The 18666-nt window shown below is 59.0% G+C and carries 18 protein-coding genes and 1 tRNA gene; 7 read left to right on the top strand and 12 right to left on the bottom strand.

What is annotated here, in order from left to right; translation table 11 throughout:
- Window positions 1-65 precede the first annotated feature (65 nt).
- The 3 genes from acpS to CFBP4996_RS03535 all read right to left on the bottom strand — a co-directional run bounded on the left by acpS (window position 66) and on the right by CFBP4996_RS03535 (window position 1637).
- Window positions 66-470: a holo-ACP synthase gene (gene acpS, locus CFBP4996_RS03545; RefSeq protein WP_003521129.1), complete on the bottom strand. Its 405-nt coding sequence runs from the start codon at window positions 468-470 to the stop codon at window positions 66-68.
- The gene (locus tag CFBP4996_RS03540; RefSeq protein ID WP_035262677.1) at window positions 467-1045 is read right to left on the bottom strand and encodes a DUF2062 domain-containing protein; all 579 of its coding nucleotides are present in this window, start codon (window positions 1043-1045) and stop codon (window positions 467-469) included. Before CFBP4996_RS03540 ends, acpS begins: the two co-directional genes overlap by 4 nt.
- Window positions 1046-1490: 445 nt before the next feature.
- The gene (locus CFBP4996_RS03535; protein ID WP_162180472.1) at window positions 1491-1637 is read right to left on the bottom strand and encodes a DUF3563 domain-containing protein; all 147 of its coding nucleotides are present in this window, start codon (window positions 1635-1637) and stop codon (window positions 1491-1493) included.
- Between CFBP4996_RS03535 and CFBP4996_RS03530 the strand changes: the two genes are divergently transcribed.
- The gene (locus CFBP4996_RS03530) at window positions 1636-1809 is read left to right on the top strand and encodes a hypothetical protein (protein ID WP_162935896.1); all 174 of its coding nucleotides are present in this window, start codon (window positions 1636-1638) and stop codon (window positions 1807-1809) included. The genes CFBP4996_RS03535 and CFBP4996_RS03530 overlap by 2 nt on opposite strands.
- A 25-nt stretch (window positions 1810-1834) precedes the next feature.
- On the opposite strand, the gene CFBP4996_RS03525 is transcribed toward CFBP4996_RS03530, so the two are convergent.
- Both CFBP4996_RS03525 and rpoZ read right to left on the bottom strand, forming a co-directional pair.
- Window positions 1835-4069, bottom strand: coding sequence for a RelA/SpoT family protein (locus CFBP4996_RS03525; RefSeq protein ID WP_003521127.1), 2235 nt, complete (start codon window positions 4067-4069; stop codon window positions 1835-1837).
- A gap of 132 nt (window positions 4070-4201) precedes the next feature.
- Window positions 4202-4594: a DNA-directed RNA polymerase subunit omega gene (gene rpoZ / locus CFBP4996_RS03520; protein ID WP_035262680.1), complete on the bottom strand. Its 393-nt coding sequence runs from the start codon at window positions 4592-4594 to the stop codon at window positions 4202-4204.
- 392 nt (window positions 4595-4986) lie between these two features.
- Here rpoZ and CFBP4996_RS03515 point away from each other — a divergent pair, with 392 nt between their 5' ends.
- Entirely contained in the window at window positions 4987-5556 is a 570-nt protein-coding gene (locus CFBP4996_RS03515; protein ID WP_003521125.1) for a LabA-like NYN domain-containing protein, read from the top strand.
- 218 nt (window positions 5557-5774) lie between these two features.
- Window positions 5775-7274, top strand: a complete 1500-nt coding sequence (locus CFBP4996_RS03510) for a methyl-accepting chemotaxis protein (RefSeq protein WP_080852401.1) — start codon at window positions 5775-5777, stop codon at window positions 7272-7274.
- 194 nt (window positions 7275-7468) lie between these two features.
- Here CFBP4996_RS03510 and smpB read toward each other — a convergent pair whose 3' ends face one another.
- The gene (gene smpB, locus CFBP4996_RS03505; RefSeq protein WP_003524122.1) at window positions 7469-7951 is read right to left on the bottom strand and encodes an SsrA-binding protein SmpB; all 483 of its coding nucleotides are present in this window, start codon (window positions 7949-7951) and stop codon (window positions 7469-7471) included.
- Between the two features lie 161 nt (window positions 7952-8112).
- On the bottom strand, window positions 8113-8997 hold the full coding sequence (gene dapA, locus CFBP4996_RS03500) for a 4-hydroxy-tetrahydrodipicolinate synthase (protein WP_003524121.1): 885 nt from the start codon (window positions 8995-8997) through the stop codon (window positions 8113-8115).
- A gap of 362 nt (window positions 8998-9359) precedes the next feature.
- Here dapA and CFBP4996_RS03495 point away from each other — a divergent pair, with 362 nt between their 5' ends.
- A complete protein-coding gene (locus CFBP4996_RS03495; protein ID WP_162935897.1) occupies window positions 9360-11432 on the top strand; it encodes a lytic transglycosylase domain-containing protein in 2073 nt (690 codons plus the stop codon).
- Window positions 11433-11605: 173 nt separating this feature from the next.
- On the opposite strand, the gene CFBP4996_RS03490 is transcribed toward CFBP4996_RS03495, so the two are convergent.
- Window positions 11606-12670, bottom strand: a complete 1065-nt coding sequence (locus CFBP4996_RS03490) for a porin (protein ID WP_080852403.1) — start codon at window positions 12668-12670, stop codon at window positions 11606-11608.
- Between the two features lie 602 nt (window positions 12671-13272).
- A complete protein-coding gene (locus tag CFBP4996_RS03485) occupies window positions 13273-14340 on the bottom strand; it encodes a porin (RefSeq protein ID WP_080852405.1) in 1068 nt (355 codons plus the stop codon).
- 617 nt (window positions 14341-14957) lie between these two features.
- Between CFBP4996_RS03485 and CFBP4996_RS03480 the strand changes: the two genes are divergently transcribed.
- Window positions 14958-15482 (top strand): chloramphenicol phosphotransferase CPT family protein, encoded by a 525-nt coding sequence (locus CFBP4996_RS03480; RefSeq protein ID WP_080852408.1) that lies wholly within the window; start codon window positions 14958-14960, stop codon window positions 15480-15482.
- 94 nt (window positions 15483-15576) lie between these two features.
- On the opposite strand, the gene CFBP4996_RS03475 is transcribed toward CFBP4996_RS03480, so the two are convergent.
- Window positions 15577-15667, bottom strand: a tRNA-Ser gene (locus CFBP4996_RS03475).
- A gap of 162 nt (window positions 15668-15829) precedes the next feature.
- Here CFBP4996_RS03475 and CFBP4996_RS03470 point away from each other — a divergent pair.
- Together CFBP4996_RS03470 and CFBP4996_RS03465 are read left to right on the top strand one after the other, a co-directional pair.
- Window positions 15830-16171: a hypothetical protein gene (locus CFBP4996_RS03470; RefSeq protein WP_020812132.1), complete on the top strand. Its 342-nt coding sequence runs from the start codon at window positions 15830-15832 to the stop codon at window positions 16169-16171.
- A gap of 89 nt (window positions 16172-16260) precedes the next feature.
- A complete protein-coding gene (locus CFBP4996_RS03465; protein ID WP_162935899.1) occupies window positions 16261-16437 on the top strand; it encodes a hypothetical protein in 177 nt (58 codons plus the stop codon).
- Window position 16438: 1 nt separating this feature from the next.
- Here CFBP4996_RS03465 and CFBP4996_RS03460 read toward each other — a convergent pair whose 3' ends face one another.
- Entirely contained in the window at window positions 16439-17239 is an 801-nt protein-coding gene (locus tag CFBP4996_RS03460; RefSeq protein ID WP_080852413.1) for an aldolase/citrate lyase family protein, read from the bottom strand.
- A gap of 7 nt (window positions 17240-17246) precedes the next feature.
- Window positions 17247-18464: an NAD(P)/FAD-dependent oxidoreductase gene (locus CFBP4996_RS03455; protein ID WP_080852415.1), complete on the bottom strand. Its 1218-nt coding sequence runs from the start codon at window positions 18462-18464 to the stop codon at window positions 17247-17249.
- Window positions 18465-18666: the final 202 nt, after the last annotated feature.

The raw sequence follows: 18666 nt of genomic DNA, 5'->3' as shown, positions 1-18666 counted from the left end.
AGCCCGAAGGGAAGCGCTTCTGTGACACGTCCGCAAATAGGACGCCAATGCGGCTTCACCGGGTCTTACCCGTTCACGGGAAGCGCCTCGATAATCACAAATGCCTGAGCGTAAGGAAAATCATCCGTGATCGTCAGGTGAATATTGGCGCGGTGGCCGGCGGGCAGCAGCGCCGCCAGCCTTTCCCCTGCCCCATTGGTCAACACCATGGTCGGCTTGCCGCCCGGCAGATTGACGACGCCCATATCCTTCCAGAAAACGCCGTTCGCAAGGCCGGTTCCCAGCGCCTTGGAACAGGCTTCCTTGGCGGCGAAACGCTTGGCATAGGAAGCGGCGCGGTTCTTGCGGCCATCGGATTTGGCGCGCTCGATATCGGTGAAACAGCGATGGGTGAAGCGCTCGCCGAAACGTTCGATCGATTTTTCAACGCGGCGGATGTCGATCAGGTCGCTGCCTAATCCAATGATCATTTCAGCATCTCCAGAGAAGCATTCTTGTTGGCGGCGCGATGCGCGAGATTTTCCATCTTGCGGCGCTGGAAACCGCTGATGAGACCATAGACGGCGATATAGGCGATGACCGCGCTGATAACGGCAGGAAGCAGCGCGCCGATGGTCATAGGTTCCAGCACCGGCGTCCATATCTGCCGGAATTCGAGATGGCTGAACAGCGCCACGAAATCCACATGCGCAGCGCTTTCCGTCTTCTGCCGGCCGAGGATGAAGTGCCCCAGCTCCCAGGTGGATGCCCAGATGAACGGAAATGTCAGCGGATTGGCGAAGGTGGTGCCGAGCGCCGCCGCCACGAGATTGACGCGCATGAGAAAACCGAGCGCCATGGCGATGATGATATGAACGCCGAGAAACGGCGTCCACGCCACGCCGACACCGAGAGCAACACCGGCGGCAACCGAATGCGGAGAGGCGGAAAGCCGCAGAAGGCGCAGCTTCATATAGCGCAACGAACGGGAAAAACCCGTGCGCGGCCAGAAGAGGTCGCGAATCTTCTCTGAAAAACCAACGGGTTCACGGCGGCGAAACGGCATGGGGGCAGTCTATTTCATCGCCCGGGCAGAGCCAAGAGCATCCTAGATGACGCAGGGATTTCTTTTGCAGGTGTATTCTCCGCTTCCGTCATTCCGGCCTTGAGCCGGAATCCAGCCGACGAGCGTCTGCACGGCGAGAAGACACTTTCCAGCCCAAGGACTTGGGCTGACTGGATGCCGGATCAAGTCCGGCATGACGGACGCGGGATGTCACGAATACAGTGAATATCGAGCCTTCGATATCAGTCCCAATTTAGTGTCGTCTATTGCGACAGGGGGACTGAACCGGGATTTTTTTGCGGCGTATTGGTCAACCAGTTTGGGACAACCGCTTGAAGCGCGCATTCACATAGTTTTGCAAGATAGAGGGGCGAGCGTGCCAACGACGGCCGCGCACCCTCCGAGTCTCATACGCATGGCGATGGGCTGCCATGCGCTGAGTGCATTACCGGCGGAACAGGCCGCGGTCGATTTCGCGCTGGCGGAATTCCAGGTCGACATTCGACACCGAAGCGCTGAGATATTCGAATTCGCGTTCCTGGGTGGTCTTGCCACGAACGGCGCGAGCGATCTTGCGAAGCGGAGTAAACATGATTTTCGGTCCTTTCGGTTTGGAACTGGCGTTTCTCATCGGTGTTCATCCACCGGCACGCCGCGTTTCCTTCTCTTCAATTTCTGAGAAGAAAATAGTCGCAAACCGCCTCCACCACCAGAGACAGGAAAAGGCCGCTGCCATGCATTCAATGCATAACAGCGGCCTTTGAGTGATTGCAAAGGATCAAAAATGCCTCAATCGAAGGCACGCGTCACGGTCGAGACGCAATCGAGATCCTTGAGCTGCGACAGAAGCTGGTTCAGCTGCCTGAGATCCCAGACTTCGACATCCAGCGCCAGCTCGGAGAAATCCGTGCCGATGCGGACCATGTTGAGACCGCGAATATTGACATCGAGCGTGGCGATGGACTGCGCCACCGAGGCGAGCGTGCCCGGCTCGTTCAGCGCATTGATCATCACCCGCGCCATGAAGCGCGACTTGTTCGCCTCATCGAGATCCCAGCGCACATCGATCCACCGCTCCGGCTCGTCGTCGAAGCGTTGCAGCGCCGGCGCCTGAATGGGATAGATGGTGATGCCCTTGCCTTTTTCCATGATGCCGACGATGCGGTCACCCGGAACGGCGCCGGCGGCGCCGAAATGCACGTCGACATTGCCGGAAAGGCCACGGATGGGCAGCGGGTCCGGTCCATCCAGCATCTCGGCCGCACCGTCGTCCTCGAGAACCGAGCGCGACTTGCCGGGGATCTTGAAGACCATGCCGGAGGCGCTGCGCATGTTGAACCATCCGTCGTCGCCGGTCATCTTCACCGTGACTCGCTCGTCCTGATAATCCGGATAGACCGCACGCAGCACATCGAGCGAGGAGACCTCACCGCGACCGACGGCGGCGATGGCGTCTTCGACATCCTTCTGCGCCAGGCGATGCAGCACGGGCTTCAGCGCTTCCCGCGAGAAGGCCTTGCCGGCGCGCTCGAAGGTGCGTTCCAGAATGCGATAACCGAGGCCGGAATATTGCTTGCGGATGGCCATGCGGGTGGCGCGGCGAATGGCCGAACGGGCCTTGCCGGTCACCACCACCTCTTCCCATGCCGCCGGCGGCACCTGCACGCCGGAACGGATGATCTCCACCTCGTCGCCGTTGTTCAGGCGGGTGACGAGCGGCATGATCCGCCCGTTGATCTTCGCGCCAACGGTGGTGTCGCCGATATTGGTGTGCACCGCATAGGCGAAATCGATGGGCGTCGCGCCGCGCGGCAGGGCGATCAGCTTGCCCTTGGGCGTGAAGCAGAACACCTGATCCTGGAAAAGCTCGAGCTTGGTGTGCTCGAGGAATTCTTCCGGGCTGTCGCCTTCGGCCAGCGATTCGATGGTGTGGCGCAGCCAGGAATAGGCGTTGCTCTCCGGCGAGAGCAGATCGCCCTCCCCGTTTTCGCCATCCTTGTAAAGCGCATGGGCGGCGATGCCGAATTCGGCGATCTCATGCATGCGCTTGGTGCGGATCTGCAGCTCGATACGCTGGCGCGACGGGCCGACGATGGTGGTGTGGATGGAGCGATAGTCGTTCTGCTTCGGCGTGGAGATGTAATCCTTGAAGCGGCCCGGCACCACGCGCCAGCGGGTGTGCACGATGCCCAGCGCCCGATAGCAGGAGGGAATGTCATCGACCAGAATGCGGAAACCGTAGACATCGGAAAGCTGCTCGAAAGAGAGCGACTTCGACTGCATCTTGCGGAACACCGAATAGGGCTTCTTTTGACGCCCTTTGACATTGGCCCCGATGAGGCCGTTCGCCACGAGAAGCTCGCGCAGCTCGTCCTCGATCTTCTTGATCAGCCCTTCATTGCGCGTTTCCAGTTCCTGAAGACGGTTGGTCACCGTCTCATAGGCTTCCGGATTGAGGTAACGGAAGGACAGGTCCTCCAGCTCATCGCGCATATCCTGCATGCCCATGCGGCCGGCGAGCGGCGCATAGATTTCCATGGTTTCTTCGGAAATGCGGCTGCGCTTGTCGGCCGGCATATATTCCATGGTGCGCATATTGTGCAGACGGTCTGCGAGCTTCACCAGCAGAACGCGCACGTCGTCGGAAATGGCAAGCAGCAGCTTGCGCAGGTTTTCCGCCTGCTTGGCCTTGCGGGTAACGAGGTCGAGCTTCTTGAGCTTGGTCAGCCCTTCCACCAGCCGGCCGATATCCTCGCCGAACAACTCGTCGATTTCGGCGCGGGTGGCGGTGGTGTCCTCAATCGTATCGTGCAGCAGCGCCACCGCGATGGTCGATTCGTCGAGATGCATTTCGGTGAGGATCGCGGCAACTTCGAGCGGATGCGAAATATAGGGGTCGCCATTGGCCCGCTTCTGCTGGCCGTGTTTCTGCATGGCGTAAACATAGGCCTTGTTCAGCAGGGCCTCATTCGCATCCGGTTTATATTTTTGAACCCGCTCGACGAGTTCGTATTGCCGCATCATGCGATATTCCACAAAAAGAAAGCGCGCCAACCTGAGGGTCGGCGCACAATGCTGCATCAATAGGGATCAGATTATGACGGCAACTATTGACAGACGGTAACCGCCGCCTGCCAAAGGCATCATAAAATCCTATCAATAGTCGTCATTTTTTTCCGGCGGCACAAGGCCTTCGATACCGGCCAGCAGTTCTTCTTCCGACATCTGGTCGAAAGTAACGGTTTCTGGCTGGTCGTCTTCTTCGCCATCGGCAATGGCGGAGGCGGCGAGCGTGACCGGATCGGGCTCGGGCTCGTCCACTTCCACGTGCTTCTGCAGCGAATGGATCAGGTCTTCCTTCAGATCGTCGGGAGACAGCGTCTCGTCGGCGATTTCGCGCAGCGCCACAACCGGGTTCTTGTCGTTGTCGCGGTCAACCGTGATGGAGGACCCTTGAGAAATCTGGCGCGCACGGTGGCTGGCGAGAAGCACCAGCTCGAAACGGTTGTCTACTTTATCAATGCAATCTTCAACTGTGACGCGGGCCATTGCCTGTCCTTTGCGGGTCGTAATGTCGTGGATCAGAGCGCCGTGCGATGTTCGGGGTGCACAAGGGTTGCTCTAACCTATTGAATCTGCGCTTCGTGCCTTGCGAAAAACATTCAAGATTTCTCGCGACGATGCTTTCCAGCTTCCGATACAGCCATTGGCCGCGGAATTCAAGTTTTTCCTGTCTTTGGCGTCTTTTGGCACCTTATTGCCCACCTTTGGCGTCTGATGAACAAAATGTCTAGAAGAATTGTCTTGGAATAAGGGGGAAGGTAGCTTACTTAAAACGCAACGGCGATACGCAAAGCTCGTTGATACGACATGTTTTTTTGCGTTATCGACCGGATATAAAAGCCAGATAATGGCCTTTCCAAAAAAAGGAATGGGATGGAATGTTCGATCCACGGGAGAAAATTGCGCTCTTCATAGACGGAGCCAATCTTTATGCAGCATCGAAAAGCCTGGGATTCGATATCGACTACCGCAAGCTCCTGAAGGCGTTTCAAAAGCGTGGATACCTGCTGCGCGCCTATTATTACACCGCGCTCATCGAGGATCAGGAATATTCCTCGATCCGCCCGCTGATCGACTGGCTGGATTATAACGGCTACAAGGTCGTGACGAAGCCAGCGAAGGAATTCACCGACGCTCTCGGCCGCCGCAAGATCAAGGGCAACATGGATATCGAACTGGCAGTCGATGCCATGGAACAGTCCGAGACAGTCGATCATCTGGTGCTCTTCTCCGGCGACGGCGATTTCACCACGCTGGTAGACGCGCTGCAGCGCAAGGGCCGCAAGGTTTCCGTGGTTTCCACCATGGCCACGCAGCCCGCCATGATCGCCGACGACCTGCGTCGCCAGGCCGATCACTTCATCGATCTGATGACGCTGAAGGCCGAGATCGGGCGCGACCCGAACGAGCGCCCTGCCCGGCACGCCGAAAGCCCGGAAACGATCTGATCCCGGCTTTCGCATCGCTTGATATTTCAGAAACGCGCCCGTCGCAAAGACGGGCGCGTTTTTGTTTGACACCCTGTCGGCAGGGCAAAAATTCCCCCTGGAATTAACAACCGTCAAATCCGGCCAGTCGAAATTATATCTTGGTTAATTTTAGACGTGTCTAAATCACGCAACGGCACCAGCGACGTGATTTGGGTGTCAAAGCAGGATGACTAGACATGCATGGCCAGACAAAAACCGACCGACAGCTCGATGAAAGACTGAATTTTCTGGGGCTCGGCCACGAGCAGCGGCAAAATCTTTCAGACATGAAGGGCGTCATCACCGGCTCTCTCGATGCGTCTCTGGATCGTTTTTACGCGAAGGTTCGCTCAGTGCCGGAGACGGCGAAATTCTTCGCCAACGACGCGCATGTGCAGCACGCCAAGGGCATGCAGCTCAAACACTGGGCAAGGATCGCCTCCGGCACATTCAATGCGGATTATACCGATGCCGTAACCGCCATCGGTCGCACCCATGCGAGACTGGGGCTGGAGCCGAGATGGTACATCGGCGGTTACGCCCTGATGCTCGACGGCATCGTCAAGGCCCTGATCGAGTCCGAATTGAAGGGCTTTTTCATGGAGAAGAAGGCCAAGAAGGTGAAGGACGCCTTGTCGGCCACCATCAAGGCCGCCCTTCTCGATATGGATTATTCGATCTCCGTCTATCTCGACGCGCTGGCCGCCGAGCGGCAGAAGGTGGAAGCCGAACAGGCGCAGATGAAGAAGGAGCAGGAGCACGTTCTCGCACTGCTTAACAGTGCCCTCGACAGGCTGGCGAATGGCGACCTCACCTCCAGCATCGGCGAAAAGACCGCACCGCAATTCGAAGGGCTTGTCGCCAATTTCAACGCTGCCGTCGGCAATCTCTCCGGCGCATTTGCGCAGATCGTCGAAGAGGCGAACAAGATTTCCGGCAATACGCGCGAGCTGACTTCCGCGACCGATGACATGGCCCGCCGCACGGAGCAGCAGGCCGCCGCCCTTGAGGAAACCGCCGCCGCCGTCGAGGAAATCACCACCATTTCCAAATTGTCGGCGCAGCGTTCCGAAGAGGCGAAGGCCATCGTCGAAAGCTCAGCCGTCGAAGCCGCGCGCTCGCGCGATGTGGTGACGGAAGCGGTGAAAGCAATGGGGGCCATCGAGGACTCATCGCAGAAGATCACCCAGATCATCTCCGTCATCGACGAGATTTCGTTCCAGACCAACCTTCTGGCGCTGAATGCAGGCGTCGAGGCCGCGCGCGCCGGCGAGGCCGGCAAGGGGTTCGCCGTCGTCGCCCAGGAAGTGCGTGAACTCGCACAGCGCTCCGCCACCGCCGCGAAGGAAATCAAGACGCTGATCGCCAAGTCTTCCGAAGACGTGATGCAGGGTGTCTCACTGGTCAACAAGACGGGCGAATCCTTGAATATGATCGGCAACAAGGTGGATCATATTCAGGAACATATCGCCTCGCTGACCAAGGCGGCGCAGGAACAATCCGTCGGCATTCAGGAAATCAATGCCGCCATCAACAGCATGGACAATCTGACCCAGAAGAATGCGGCCATGGTGGAAGAGACGAATGCGGCGACGCATAATCTGAGCGATGTCAGCGCCAATCTGGCGGCACTTGTCAGCCGGTTCAGCGTTTCGACGACAAAGGCGCATGTGGAGCGGACGTACCGGGCCGCTTGACGGGCGCAGCGGGCAGCAACACACTCCCGTCATCCCGGCCTTGAGCCGGGATCCAGCCAGCCCAAGTCCTTGGGCTGAAAGGACTCTTTCCACGGCGCAGACGCGCCGCGGCTGGATGCCGGATCAAGTCCGGCATGACGGAAGAACAAGTGGCGAAAGGCCGCTACCCTCTACGCCGCGAAATCTCCTGCCGCTTAGGCGTTGCCACCCTTCAGCAACCGCGATTTCTGCCGGTTCCAGTCGCGTTCCTTCTCCGTCTCGCGCTTGTCGTGCAGCTTCTTGCCCTTGGCGAGCGCCAGCTCCAGCTTCGCGCGGCCCCTGTCGTTGAAATAGATCTTCAAGGGCACCAGCGTCATGCCTTCACGGTTGATGCCGGCGCGCAGGCGGTTGATCTCGCGCTTGCTCAGAAGCAGCTTGCGGCGGCGACGCGGCTCGTGGTTGAAGCGGTTGGCCTGCAGATATTCCGGCAGGTGGGAATTGATGAGCCAGATTTCATCGCCTTCGTCCGAGGCGTAGGATTCGGCGATATTCGCCTTGCCTTCGCGCAGCGACTTGACCTCGGTGCCGGTCAGCACGAGCCCTGCCTCATAGGTGTCGATGATTTCGTAGTTGAAACGAGCCTTGCGGTTTTCCGCAACGATCTTGTTCACCACGCGCTGGCTGCCTTTGGGGGCCATGATATTTCAATCCCTTGTTTTTCTTATTGCGCCTTCGGCTTACCGCCGAGAGCGGTTTTCGAACCCCTATTTAATGTTGTCGCCGCGAAAAGAAAAGGCGCGCCGAACGGCTTCTGTTGCGAAGCGGTTCATGGCGCGCCTTAAACGCTTTCGGGCCTGTCTCAGTTCATCAGGCCGGCGTGCTTCAGCGCCGCGTCGATGGCCGCTTCCGTCGCCGGTTCCAGCGTACTCATCAAGGGCGAGCGGACCCGGCGGTTGCCGCCGCGCGTCTTCGACAGCGCATATTTGGTGCCGCAGACGCCGGGCTCCATGAAGATCGCCTTGTGCAGCGGCATCAGACGATCCTGATAATCCAGCGCCTTGGCATAATCGCCGGCGAGCATCGCCGCCTGGAACTCCGAACAGAGGCGCGGCGCGACATTGGCGGTGACCGAAATGCAGCCGACGCCGCCATGGGCGTTGAAGCCGAGCGCCGTGCCATCCTCACCCGAAAGCTGGATGAAGTCCTTGCCGCAGGAAATGCGCTGTTCGGAAACGCGGTCGATCTTGCCGGTTGCATCCTTGACGCCGACGATGTTCCTGTGCGCCTTGACCAGTGCGCCCATGGTTTCCGGCGACATATCCACCACCGAGCGCGGCGGGATATTGTAGATGACGATCGGCAGCTTCACCGCTTCGGCAACGGCGGAAAAATGCGCGAACAGGCCCTTCTGGGTCGGCTTGTTATAATAGGGAGTGACAACCAAGAGCGCATCCGCGCCGGCTTCCTGCGCGTGCAGCGCAAGCTCGATCGCCTCATCGGTATTGTTGGAGCCAGCGCCCGCAATGACCGGAACCCGTTTCGCCGCTACCTCGATGCACAGCTCGACGACACGTTTGTGCTCGTCGTGGGACAGGGTTGGAGATTCCCCCGTCGTGCCCACAGGCACAAGTCCGTTGCTGCCTTCGGCGATCTGCCATTCCACATGGGCGGCAAATGCCTGTTCGTCCACGGCGCCATTGTCCGTGAACGGGGTAATGAGGGCGGGAATTGATCCCTTGAACATGCAAAGCTCCTGGCGCCGAGCCGGTTCATGCTTCGGCCGCATTCGATGGTTAAAACCGGCACACATTAGTGCCAGCCCTTGGCGCCGACAAGCGCAAAGGCAGGGTATTTTGTCCGAAATTGTCGGAAGTGTGACAGTCTCCGGGCTGCAATCGGCAAGCATAAAAAGCAGGCGCCGAAATGAGACGCCGCTCGCAGGGCGGTGAATAAAAGTTGATTGAATTGCAGGGCGGCGATTAACATTTCATTAAGCCTGAAATCCCAAGATTTCCGGGTGGGACATCAGACCGTTTTCGGCAATCCCGCTGCAATGAAATGATATTACAAGAAAGTCGGCAACTCCGTTACACGATGAAGAACGGCATGAAAAAGACAGTCTGGGGATTGATGGCGGCGGGCCTTGCCGCAACCGTTTGGAACGCATTGGCCGGGCCGCTGCCGGAAGGTGCGGCGCCGCTTCCCTATGTCAAGCCGAATGCGCCGACCGTTCCGGCCTTCATGCCGGCCTCGCCCGAGATCACCGGCGCCATACCGCGCCTCGACCGCCCCGACGATACAAGCCAGTTGAAGGCCGGTCTCGACGCGCTTTCCAGCCGCGATGCGGCCCGGGCGATTGCGTTGCGCAACACCATGCCGACCGGCAGCCTCGACCGCCATATCCTTACCTGGGCAATCGCCGTTTCCGGCCAGAAGGACGTCGCTTCCGCCGAAATCGCCGCCGCCCAGCGCGAGCTCTCCGGCTGGCCGGGTGCCGCCACCCTGCGCGCCAATTCCGAAAAAGCGCTTTACCGCGAAGATCCGCCGGCGTCCCAGGTGCTTGCCGCCTTCGGCAACGGCCGGCCGGAAACCGCGGAAGGCAGCGTGGTGCTCGCCAAGGCGCTCGCCTCCTCCGGCAAGGGTGCGGAATCGCAGCGTCTCATTCGCCAGCTCTGGGTGAGCGAAGGCATGGACAAGGACATGGAAGACCGTGTTCTTGCCGAGTTTCCCACCTATCTGACGCCCGCCGATCACAAGGCGCGCATGGATTATCTGATGTATCGCAGCCGCATCGGCCAGGCGAAGCGTTTCGGCGATCTCGGCAAGGCGCAGTCGCTTTACAATGCCTGGGCAGCCGTGCTGCAGCGATCCACTACTGCGACTGCGCTGCTCGGCAAGGTCGATGCCTCCTGGCGCAGCGACCCCGCCTATCTTTTCGCGCGGGTAGAAAACCTGCGCAACCAGCAGAAATACTCCGAAGCCGCCGTGCTTTTGCGGCAGGCCCCGAAGGAAACGGCCAAGCTCGTCAATCCGGGCGAATGGTGGAACGAGCGGCGCATCATCGCACGCGGCGTCGCCGATCTCGGCGATTTCGCCGAGGCCTATCGCATCGTCGCCAATCATTCGGCCACCTCCGCCGTTGATACCGCCGATGCGGAATTCCATGCCGGCTGGTATGCGCTAAGAGCGCTGCGCGATCCGGCCACGGCTTCACGCCACTTCAACACGCTGCTTCAGACTTCGAACCGGCCGCTTTCGGCGTCGCGCGCCTATTATTGGCTCGGGCGGACGGCGGAAGCGGGCGGACCGGGGGATGCCCGTGATTTCTTCACCAAAGCCGCCGCTCATCCCGGCACGTTTTACGGTCAGCTCGCCGCTGCGCGAATCGGCGCCAAGACACTGAATGTCACCTATCCGAGCCCCAGCAGCGGCGACCGCGAACGTTTCGCCGGTCGTGAAGCCGTGCGCGCCATCGACCGGCTGGAAGCGGCCGGTTACGGCTGGCGGGCCGATAGCCTTTACCGGTCGCTGGCCGAACAGCTCGACAGCCCCGGCGAGCTTGCCATTCTGGCGGCGCGGGCGGAGGGCAACGGCAATCATCAGGTTTCGCTACAAATCGGCAAGACGGCTTTCAGCCGCGGCATCGATGCGGCCGCACTCGCCTATCCGCTCGGCGTCATTCCCGCCAGCGCCAATATTGCCGGCTCCGGCAAGGCGCTTGCTTACGCGATTGCCCGGCAGGAAAGCGCCTTCAACCCGGCCGCCGTCTCCGCCGCCAATGCGCGCGGCCTGCTGCAACTGCTGCCCGGAACCGCCAAGGGCGTAGCCGGACGCCATGGCCTGCCCTACACCCAGGCACGGCTGACCACCGATGCGGGCTATAATGCCACGCTCGGCGCGCATTATCTCGGCGAGCAGATCGACAGCTTCGGCGGCTCCTATATCCTCACCTTCATTGCCTATAATGCCGGACCAAAGCGCGTGCCGGAATGGATCGCCCGCTATGGCGACCCGCGCGGCAAGCCGATCGACGAGGTGGTCGACTGGATCGAGCGCATCCCCTTCCCCGAAACCCGCAATTACGTGCAGCGGGTAATGGAGAATTATCAGGTCTACAAGACGAGGCTCGGGCAACAGGCCGATATCGTTGACGACCTGCGCCATGGGCGTGCGGGGTAAAGCCGGTATTCTTTCACCAGCCGCTGACGATTTTAAAGATATTCAAGCATCGGTTCGCCCGGTGCTTTTTTGTTTTCCGCGTCCGAATTAACGCTCCGTTGCGCCAAAATCCGTCAAAAGAAAAACCCCGGCATTTCTGCCGGGGTCTCCATCACTGACAATGTCAGATCAGATTAGAACGAACGCTGAAGGCGAACGAAACCGGTCCACTGGTCGCCAGCACCGTTGTCAACACCTTCGGTGCCGTCAACGTCCTGGTAGTTAACAGCAACCTTGGTAGCGAGGCCCTGCGTGATCTGGTAGTCGAACGTTACGCCAGCGCGCCATGCGTCGCGGTCGCCGGTGAAGTCGTTGTCAGCACCGATGTCAACCGTACCGAAGTACTGAGCGCCGGGGGTGATGGTCAGCTTATCGGTTGCCTTGATTGCGTATTCAGCAGCAACAGTCCACTCAGACTCTTCGTAGTAAGAGTTTGCGCCGGAAGCCCATGCACCCGAGAGACCAAACGTGCCCGGACCGATGTCAGCCGTGACGATTGCACGGAGTGCACCGTTTTCCTGGTCGGTGTCGTAGGAGCCGAGCAGGTTTGCGCTAACTACGCCGAACTTCGCACCGATGATACCGCTGATACCAACGTTGTTCGGGCCTTCGATGAAGCCGCCCTTGGTGATGCCGAGGTTCGAGTCGGAGTCAAGCGGGGTTTCCAGTTCTTCAACCGAAATACCAGCGTAGAAGGAGCCGGCATCGTAGGTGTAACGCAGAGCGTTTGCACGGGTGGAGTTCGAAGACAGGATGTCGGTTTCGCCGGAGAGATCGTCATCCCACCAGGTGTACATGTAACCGACCTTCAGGCCGCCGAGTTCGATGAAAGCCTGGTCGACGTTGACGCCACGGTTGCTGTCATTGTCAGCTTCGCCACGGAAACCGATGAAGCCGCGCAGAGCGCCGAGCTCGGTGTCGGTACGGGTGTCAATCTCGAACTGAGCGCGCGTGAACGAATCCCAGTCAGACGTGCCGGATTCGTTACGACCGAAGTCGGTCTGGAAACGGATGTAACCGCCGAACTTCAGGCAGGTTTCGGTGCCGGGGATGTAGAAGAAGCCGGTGCCGAAAGCGTCGCAAACGCGAACGTATTCCAGGGGCTCGGGCTCGGCAGCGACGATAGCGTCAGCGGCCTGTGCGCCGGATACTGCTGCGAGAGCTGCAGCGGAGCCGATGAGAAGGCTCTTGATGTTCATGGTTGACCTCCAGTCAAACGCTTAATCTTCTAAGCAGCGGGTGGGAAAGCACTTCAGAAATGCGTGCCGCTTATGGAGATGATTAGAGCCAAAACCGGTCGCTCAGGCAATCGCAATCGTGACAGAAGCAAGACAGTAAGGTGTCCTTAGTTTTTCATTGTTGCGAAATAGCTACAATTCTAACGTACGGGACCCCATTCGTTAAAAAATGATTAATAACTCATGCTTTTCAGTCACTTAACCAGAGACTCGAAAAATCCGCTTTGAGAAAACCTACGAGATCACCTGAATCTGGACACGATCAGGCCACTGGAAATTGTTCAAAAGACGATTGCAATGTGCAGAGGCCCCTACTTCTGCAAGAAAAAACTGACCGAAAAGCAAAAGCCTACAGCTTCGGATTCCTTAAACGACTCAAGGCTCCCGATACCGAGCGAATCGATGGGCATGCGTAGCGGCCTGTTCCGAGGATAAAGCTGCGGAAAATCGGAACGCCGCCACGATCTCGCCACCCGCCGCGATGTCCGCCCTATCAAGATACCATTCAAAAAAAAGCCCGGCTCAAGAGCCGGGCTTTCCATCACTGACAATGTCAGATCAGATTAGAACGTGCGCTGAAGGCGAACGAAACCAACCCAGCTGTCGCCAGCGCCGGTGTCAACACCTTCGGTGCCGTCGACGTCCTGGTAGTTAACCGAAACGAGCGTGGAGAGGCCCTGGGTGATCTTGTAGCCAACAGCTACACCAGCGCGCCATGCATCGCGGTCGCCAACCCAGTCGTTATCAGCGCCGAGGTCGATCGTGTTGAAGTACTGGAAGCCGGGGGTGATGGTCAGCTTGTCAGTTGCCTTGATTGCGTATTCAGCAGCAACCGTCCATTCGGACTCTTCGTAGTAGCGGTTTGCGCCAGAAGCCCAAACGCCGGAGAGACCAAGCGTACCCGGGCCGATGTCGGCCGTGACGATAGCGCGGATTGCGCCTTCTTCAGCGTCGGTGTCGTAGCCACCGAGCAGGTTAGCGTTTACACCACCGAACTTGGCGCCAACGATAGCGGAGATACCAACGTTGTTAGCACGTTCGAACGAACCGCCCTTTACGAAGTCTGCGGAGATGTTGGAGTCGCCACGAGCAGCTTCCAGCTCTTCAACAGCAGCGCCGACGTAGAACGAGCCAGCGTCGTAGGTGTAACGGATAGCGTTCAGACGGGTCTGGTTCGAAGCAAGGCTGTCGACTTCGCCGGAGAGACCATCATCCCACCAGTTGTAGTAGTAACCGACCTTCAGGCCGCCGAGTTCGATGAAAGCCTGGTCAACAACAACGCCACGGTTGCTGTCGTTGTCGGCCTGGCCGCGGAAGCCGATGTAACCGCGCAGAGCGCCGAGCTCGGTGTCGGTACGGGTGTCGATGTTGAACTGAGCGCGCGTGAACGAATCCCAGTCAGACGTGCCGGACTTGTTGCGGCCGAAGTCGGTCTGGAAACGGATGTAACCGTCGAACTTCAGGCAGGTTTCAGTGCCGGGGATGTAGAAGAAGCCGGTGCCGAAAGCGTCGCAAACGCGAACGTATTCCAGGGGCTCAGGCTCAGCAGCGACGATAGCGTCGGCAGCGTGAGCGCCGGATACTGCTGCGAGAGCCGCAGCGGAGCCGATGAGAAGGCTCTTGATGTTCATGGTTGACCTCCAGTCAAAGTTTTTAAGTGGGTCTGGGTACTTTCGCTGAAGGACAGCATTCCCTGCCCCATTCCCGTGTTCTTAGAAGCCAAACGATCCACCGCCTCGCTTCTGGTGGTGAAAATACAAAAGGTTTCGCCGCTTGCAATCGCCAACATCCGATAAATAGCATTTACGTATATGCTTCATTTCGGTTTGTTGCGGAAACAACACACAGTGCTTAGCCGGCCTGCAGGCGGCTTTACCATGCGTTAAGAAATTGCTTGAAAATCCGTTAGTTAGCGAGGTTAACAAGGTCTTTCTAAACTACCGGCTTTTTCGGCGAAACCTTGCCTCGCCGGGCAAGGATGATGGAAACTTTTGCTTCGTTCCCGCCTGCATCTGTCACGCCGCGACAGCGCGTATGAAGAAACAGCGGAAAAAACCATGCCTTTTGCCAACGATTCCTCGCGCAACGATTCGAAGGGCCTCCCCCGGACTGGTTACGACACCGACATGCCGCCACCAATCCGTATCGACTGGAGACTTGATTGACGACGCGACATCGCGCTTGAAACACTATCCTTTAATATCGATTCACGAGTGCCAATTCGAAACAGACGGAAGAACAGATCGACATGCGGAATGGTCGTATTATTTTATTGAACGGCACCTCGAGTGCCGGCAAATCGACACTCGCCAAGGCGCTCAGGTCGGCGCTGACGGAACCCTTTTGTTATTACGCGTCTGATCAGCTTGCCGATGGCGGCTTTCGCACCATCAAACAAAAAACGCCGCATACCGGCCTGAGCAATGAGCGCGCCAGGTTCTTTGACGGTTTTCACCGCTCCATCGTGTCCTTTGCCGAAGCTGGAAACGATATTGTCGTCGAGCACATCGTTGAAGAGGCAGGCTGGGCACGGCAATTGCGGGCGTTGTTCGCGCATCTGGACACGTTCTGGGTCGGCGTACACGCTCCCCTCGCGGAGATGGAACGACGCGAGCGGGAACGCGGGGACAGGACAATCGGGGAAGCGCGGTATCATCTGAAAACACATGATTACTGCCGGTACGACATCGAAGTCGACACCACCGAGCCGCTTGATTCGCTCGTTTCTTCCATAATCGAGACCTGGCGGGCGCGACCATCCGCGACTTCATAGTGCGTACGGCTGCGCGTATTCACAAAGACGCGTGCGGTTGTGATCTGGAACTGGCGGGACGGTGGAGCTGGGATTTTCCGGTCTTGTGCCGAAGTGGCGGAGAGGATGGGATTCGAACCCACGATACGCTTTTGACGTATACTCCCTTAGCAGGGGAGCGCCTTCGACCACTCGGCCACCTCTCCGGTGCGGCCTGATTATTGCGTAAAAAAAATGATTGCAAGGCTTTTTCGCCAAGAAGCACAAAAACCTGTTGGCTGAACATCGTCCCGCGAAACTTTGCGGGCCTTTCGGGAACTTTTTGCAGGCCGGCACGTTCTGCCTTGGGTAACAAAAGAGGTGTTCTAATGGCTCAGACCAAACTGAATGTTGTCGAAGACACGATCGAAAACCAGATTGCGGAATTGCGTTCGCAGATCGCATCCCTCTCCAAATCCGTCTCCGCCCGCGCGGAAGGCGTGAGCGAGGATGCGTCCGAATTTCTGGATGAGGCGCGCGGACGCGTTCGCAAGGCCGCGCATAATGTCCGCGCCCAGGGCCAGAATGTCGTGGAAGCCGTCAAGGAAAATCCCGGCACGGCGACCTCTCTGCTGACGATCGTTGGCGCACTCGGTTTTGCCATCGGTTATGCGGTTGGTGCGAGCACGCAGCAGAACTCGTCGAACAGCAGCCTTTATCGCTGGCGCTAATCGCCGCATGGACTTAAAATTCAGGCAAGGCGGATCAATCCTGCCTTGCCTTTTCGTATGGGTTTGAAATGTGATGAATGGGGGCGGATATGCGGTTCAGTGACGATCTTGAAACGGCTTTGTCGGATTTTGCGAGGGATCACGGCGTCGACAGGGATGAGGCCATCCAGCGCATCATTCGCGCCGCCCTTATCAACACCGGTTATCTCGCCTCCGGCGAAGAAGGCATTCCGCCTGAAAAGCTGAACGCCAGCAACGACGACTGAATTAATAGCCAGACCGGGATGGCGCAGGCGCTGCCCCGCCCTTGTAACGGGCCGAGAGCGCACGCAGGGTACTGGCGAATTCGGTCACATCCGCACCGACGGCCACGAAGGACGCGCCGAGTTCGAGATAGCGACGATTATAGGTTTCGTTGAAGGTGAGAATGCCGGCGGCCTTGCCCGCCTTGACGATCTTGACGATCGCCGCCTCGATCACCGCCTGCACTTCCGGCTCGTCTATCCTGCCGAGATAACCCATATCAGCGGCCAGATCCGCCGGGCCGATGAAGACGCCGTCCACGCCCTCCACCGCAAGAATATTGTCGAGATCGTTGATCGCTGCGCGCGTTTCGGCCTGCACCAGCAGGCAGACGCTGTCGGAGGCGCTGTCGGCATAGTCGGTTATCGTGTTGAAGGCGGAAGCGCGGGCAACGGCAGCACCCATGCCGCGAATGCCGCGCGGCGGATAATGCATGGCGCTGACCAGATCCTTCGCCTGGTCGGCCGAATCGACCATCGGCACCAGAAGCGTGCGCGCACCCGCATCCAGAAGCTGCTTGATCATCCAGCTTTCGCCGACCGGCACGCGCACCACGGGCTCCGCAGACGATGTGGCAAGGGCGCGCAGCTGATCGATGATGCTGCGCAGATCGTTCGGCCCATGCTCGCCGTCAATCACCAGCCAGTCGAACCCCGCCGTACCGGCGATTTCCGCCGTGATGGCCTCGCCCATATCGAGCCAGAGGCCGATCTGCGGCTTGCCGGCATGGATGGCGGTTTTAAAACGGTTTTCGGGAGCAGGCATGATGTCCTCAGGAAAGCAGTAATTTCAGATCGGCGGAAGCATCCGCCAGGATGGCGCGATCCGGCTCGGCGCCGGTATCGAGCAGTTTCTTGCCCGCGACATAGGCCTTGGCATCGTTGACGGCATCCACCGCCACGAATCGCCCATCGCGGAAATACCAGACGGACCAGCTGCCCTCACGCGCGCCCTGCCTCCGCATCGTCTCGTCGTAACCCAGGTTGAAGCCGGCGATCTGCAGCTTGGCGTCATATTGATCCGACCAGAACCATGGCTTCGGATCATAGGCGACTTCAGCCCCGGTGAGCACGGCAGCGGCCGCCTCGGCCTGATCGACAGCATTCTGTACCGATTCGAGACGCACATGCTGGCCGCGCCAGGGCAGCAGCGCGCAGTCGCCCACGGCGTGAATGGCGCTGTCGGAGGTGCGGGTGTGGTCGTCCACCACGATGCCATTGCCGACATCAAGGCCCGATTCGCGAGCGAGGCGGTCATTCGGCGTCACGCCGATGCCGACAATCACAAAGTCCACATCCAGCGTCGAGCCGTCGGAGAGTTCGGCAGCGGCCACCCGGCCATCCATGCCGACAAGACGCACAAGGCCGGTCTTTTCGCGAATGGAAACGCCGTGGGCCTGATGGATGCCGCGCATGATATCGGCGGTTTCCTTCGCCGCCACACGCTGGAGAATGCGGTCGGCCATTTCGATCAAAGTCACTTCGAGGCCGAGCTTGCGGGCGACGGCCGCTGCTTCGAGACCGATATAACCGCCGCCGATTACCAGCAGCCTACGGCCCGGCTTCATCTCCTCCATAAGCCGGTCGGCATCGCGCTTGTCGCGAACGGTCAGGACGCCTTCCAGATCGCCGCCAATGCTGGCGGGCAGTAGGCGGGGAGCCGCCCCGGTCGCCAGCACCAGCCTGTCATAGGAAAGCGTGCTGCCATCCTGCATGCGCAGGGATTTGGCGGCGCGATCTATCTCCTCGACCCAGGTGGAAAACCGGATATCGACATTGTTCTCCGCGTACCATTCTTCCGGCCGGAACATCAGCCGGTCAAAGCTCATCTCGCCGAGGAGGTATTTTTTGGAGAGCGGCGGCCTCTGGTAAGGATAGGCATCCTCGGAACCGACGATGGTGATGGGACGCTCATCCTTCAGCGCCCGAAGCTTCGACGCCAGCGCGAAAGCGGCCTGCCCCGCCCCGACGATTACCAGCCTTCCCGTCACAGTCCACTCCCAGAAGAATCACGAAGCGCCGGTCCTGCCGAGCCTCGCGAAGCGATATTGCAAGGCTCAGGCGTAACGCCAAGTACGGCCCCAGTCAACACCAGCCCCGTGCAAGCGTGGCGCAGTATCAGCACAGGCTGCAACCGGATGGGACCGAAGGCATTTCCATAGCGGAAACATCGGCTTCCGAAGGGAAGATTGG

The organism is Agrobacterium leguminum (genome assembly GCF_005144435.2).
GTDB lineage: Bacteria > Pseudomonadota > Alphaproteobacteria > Rhizobiales > Rhizobiaceae > Agrobacterium > Agrobacterium leguminum.
This window is presented reverse-complemented; position numbering and strand designations above follow the sequence as displayed.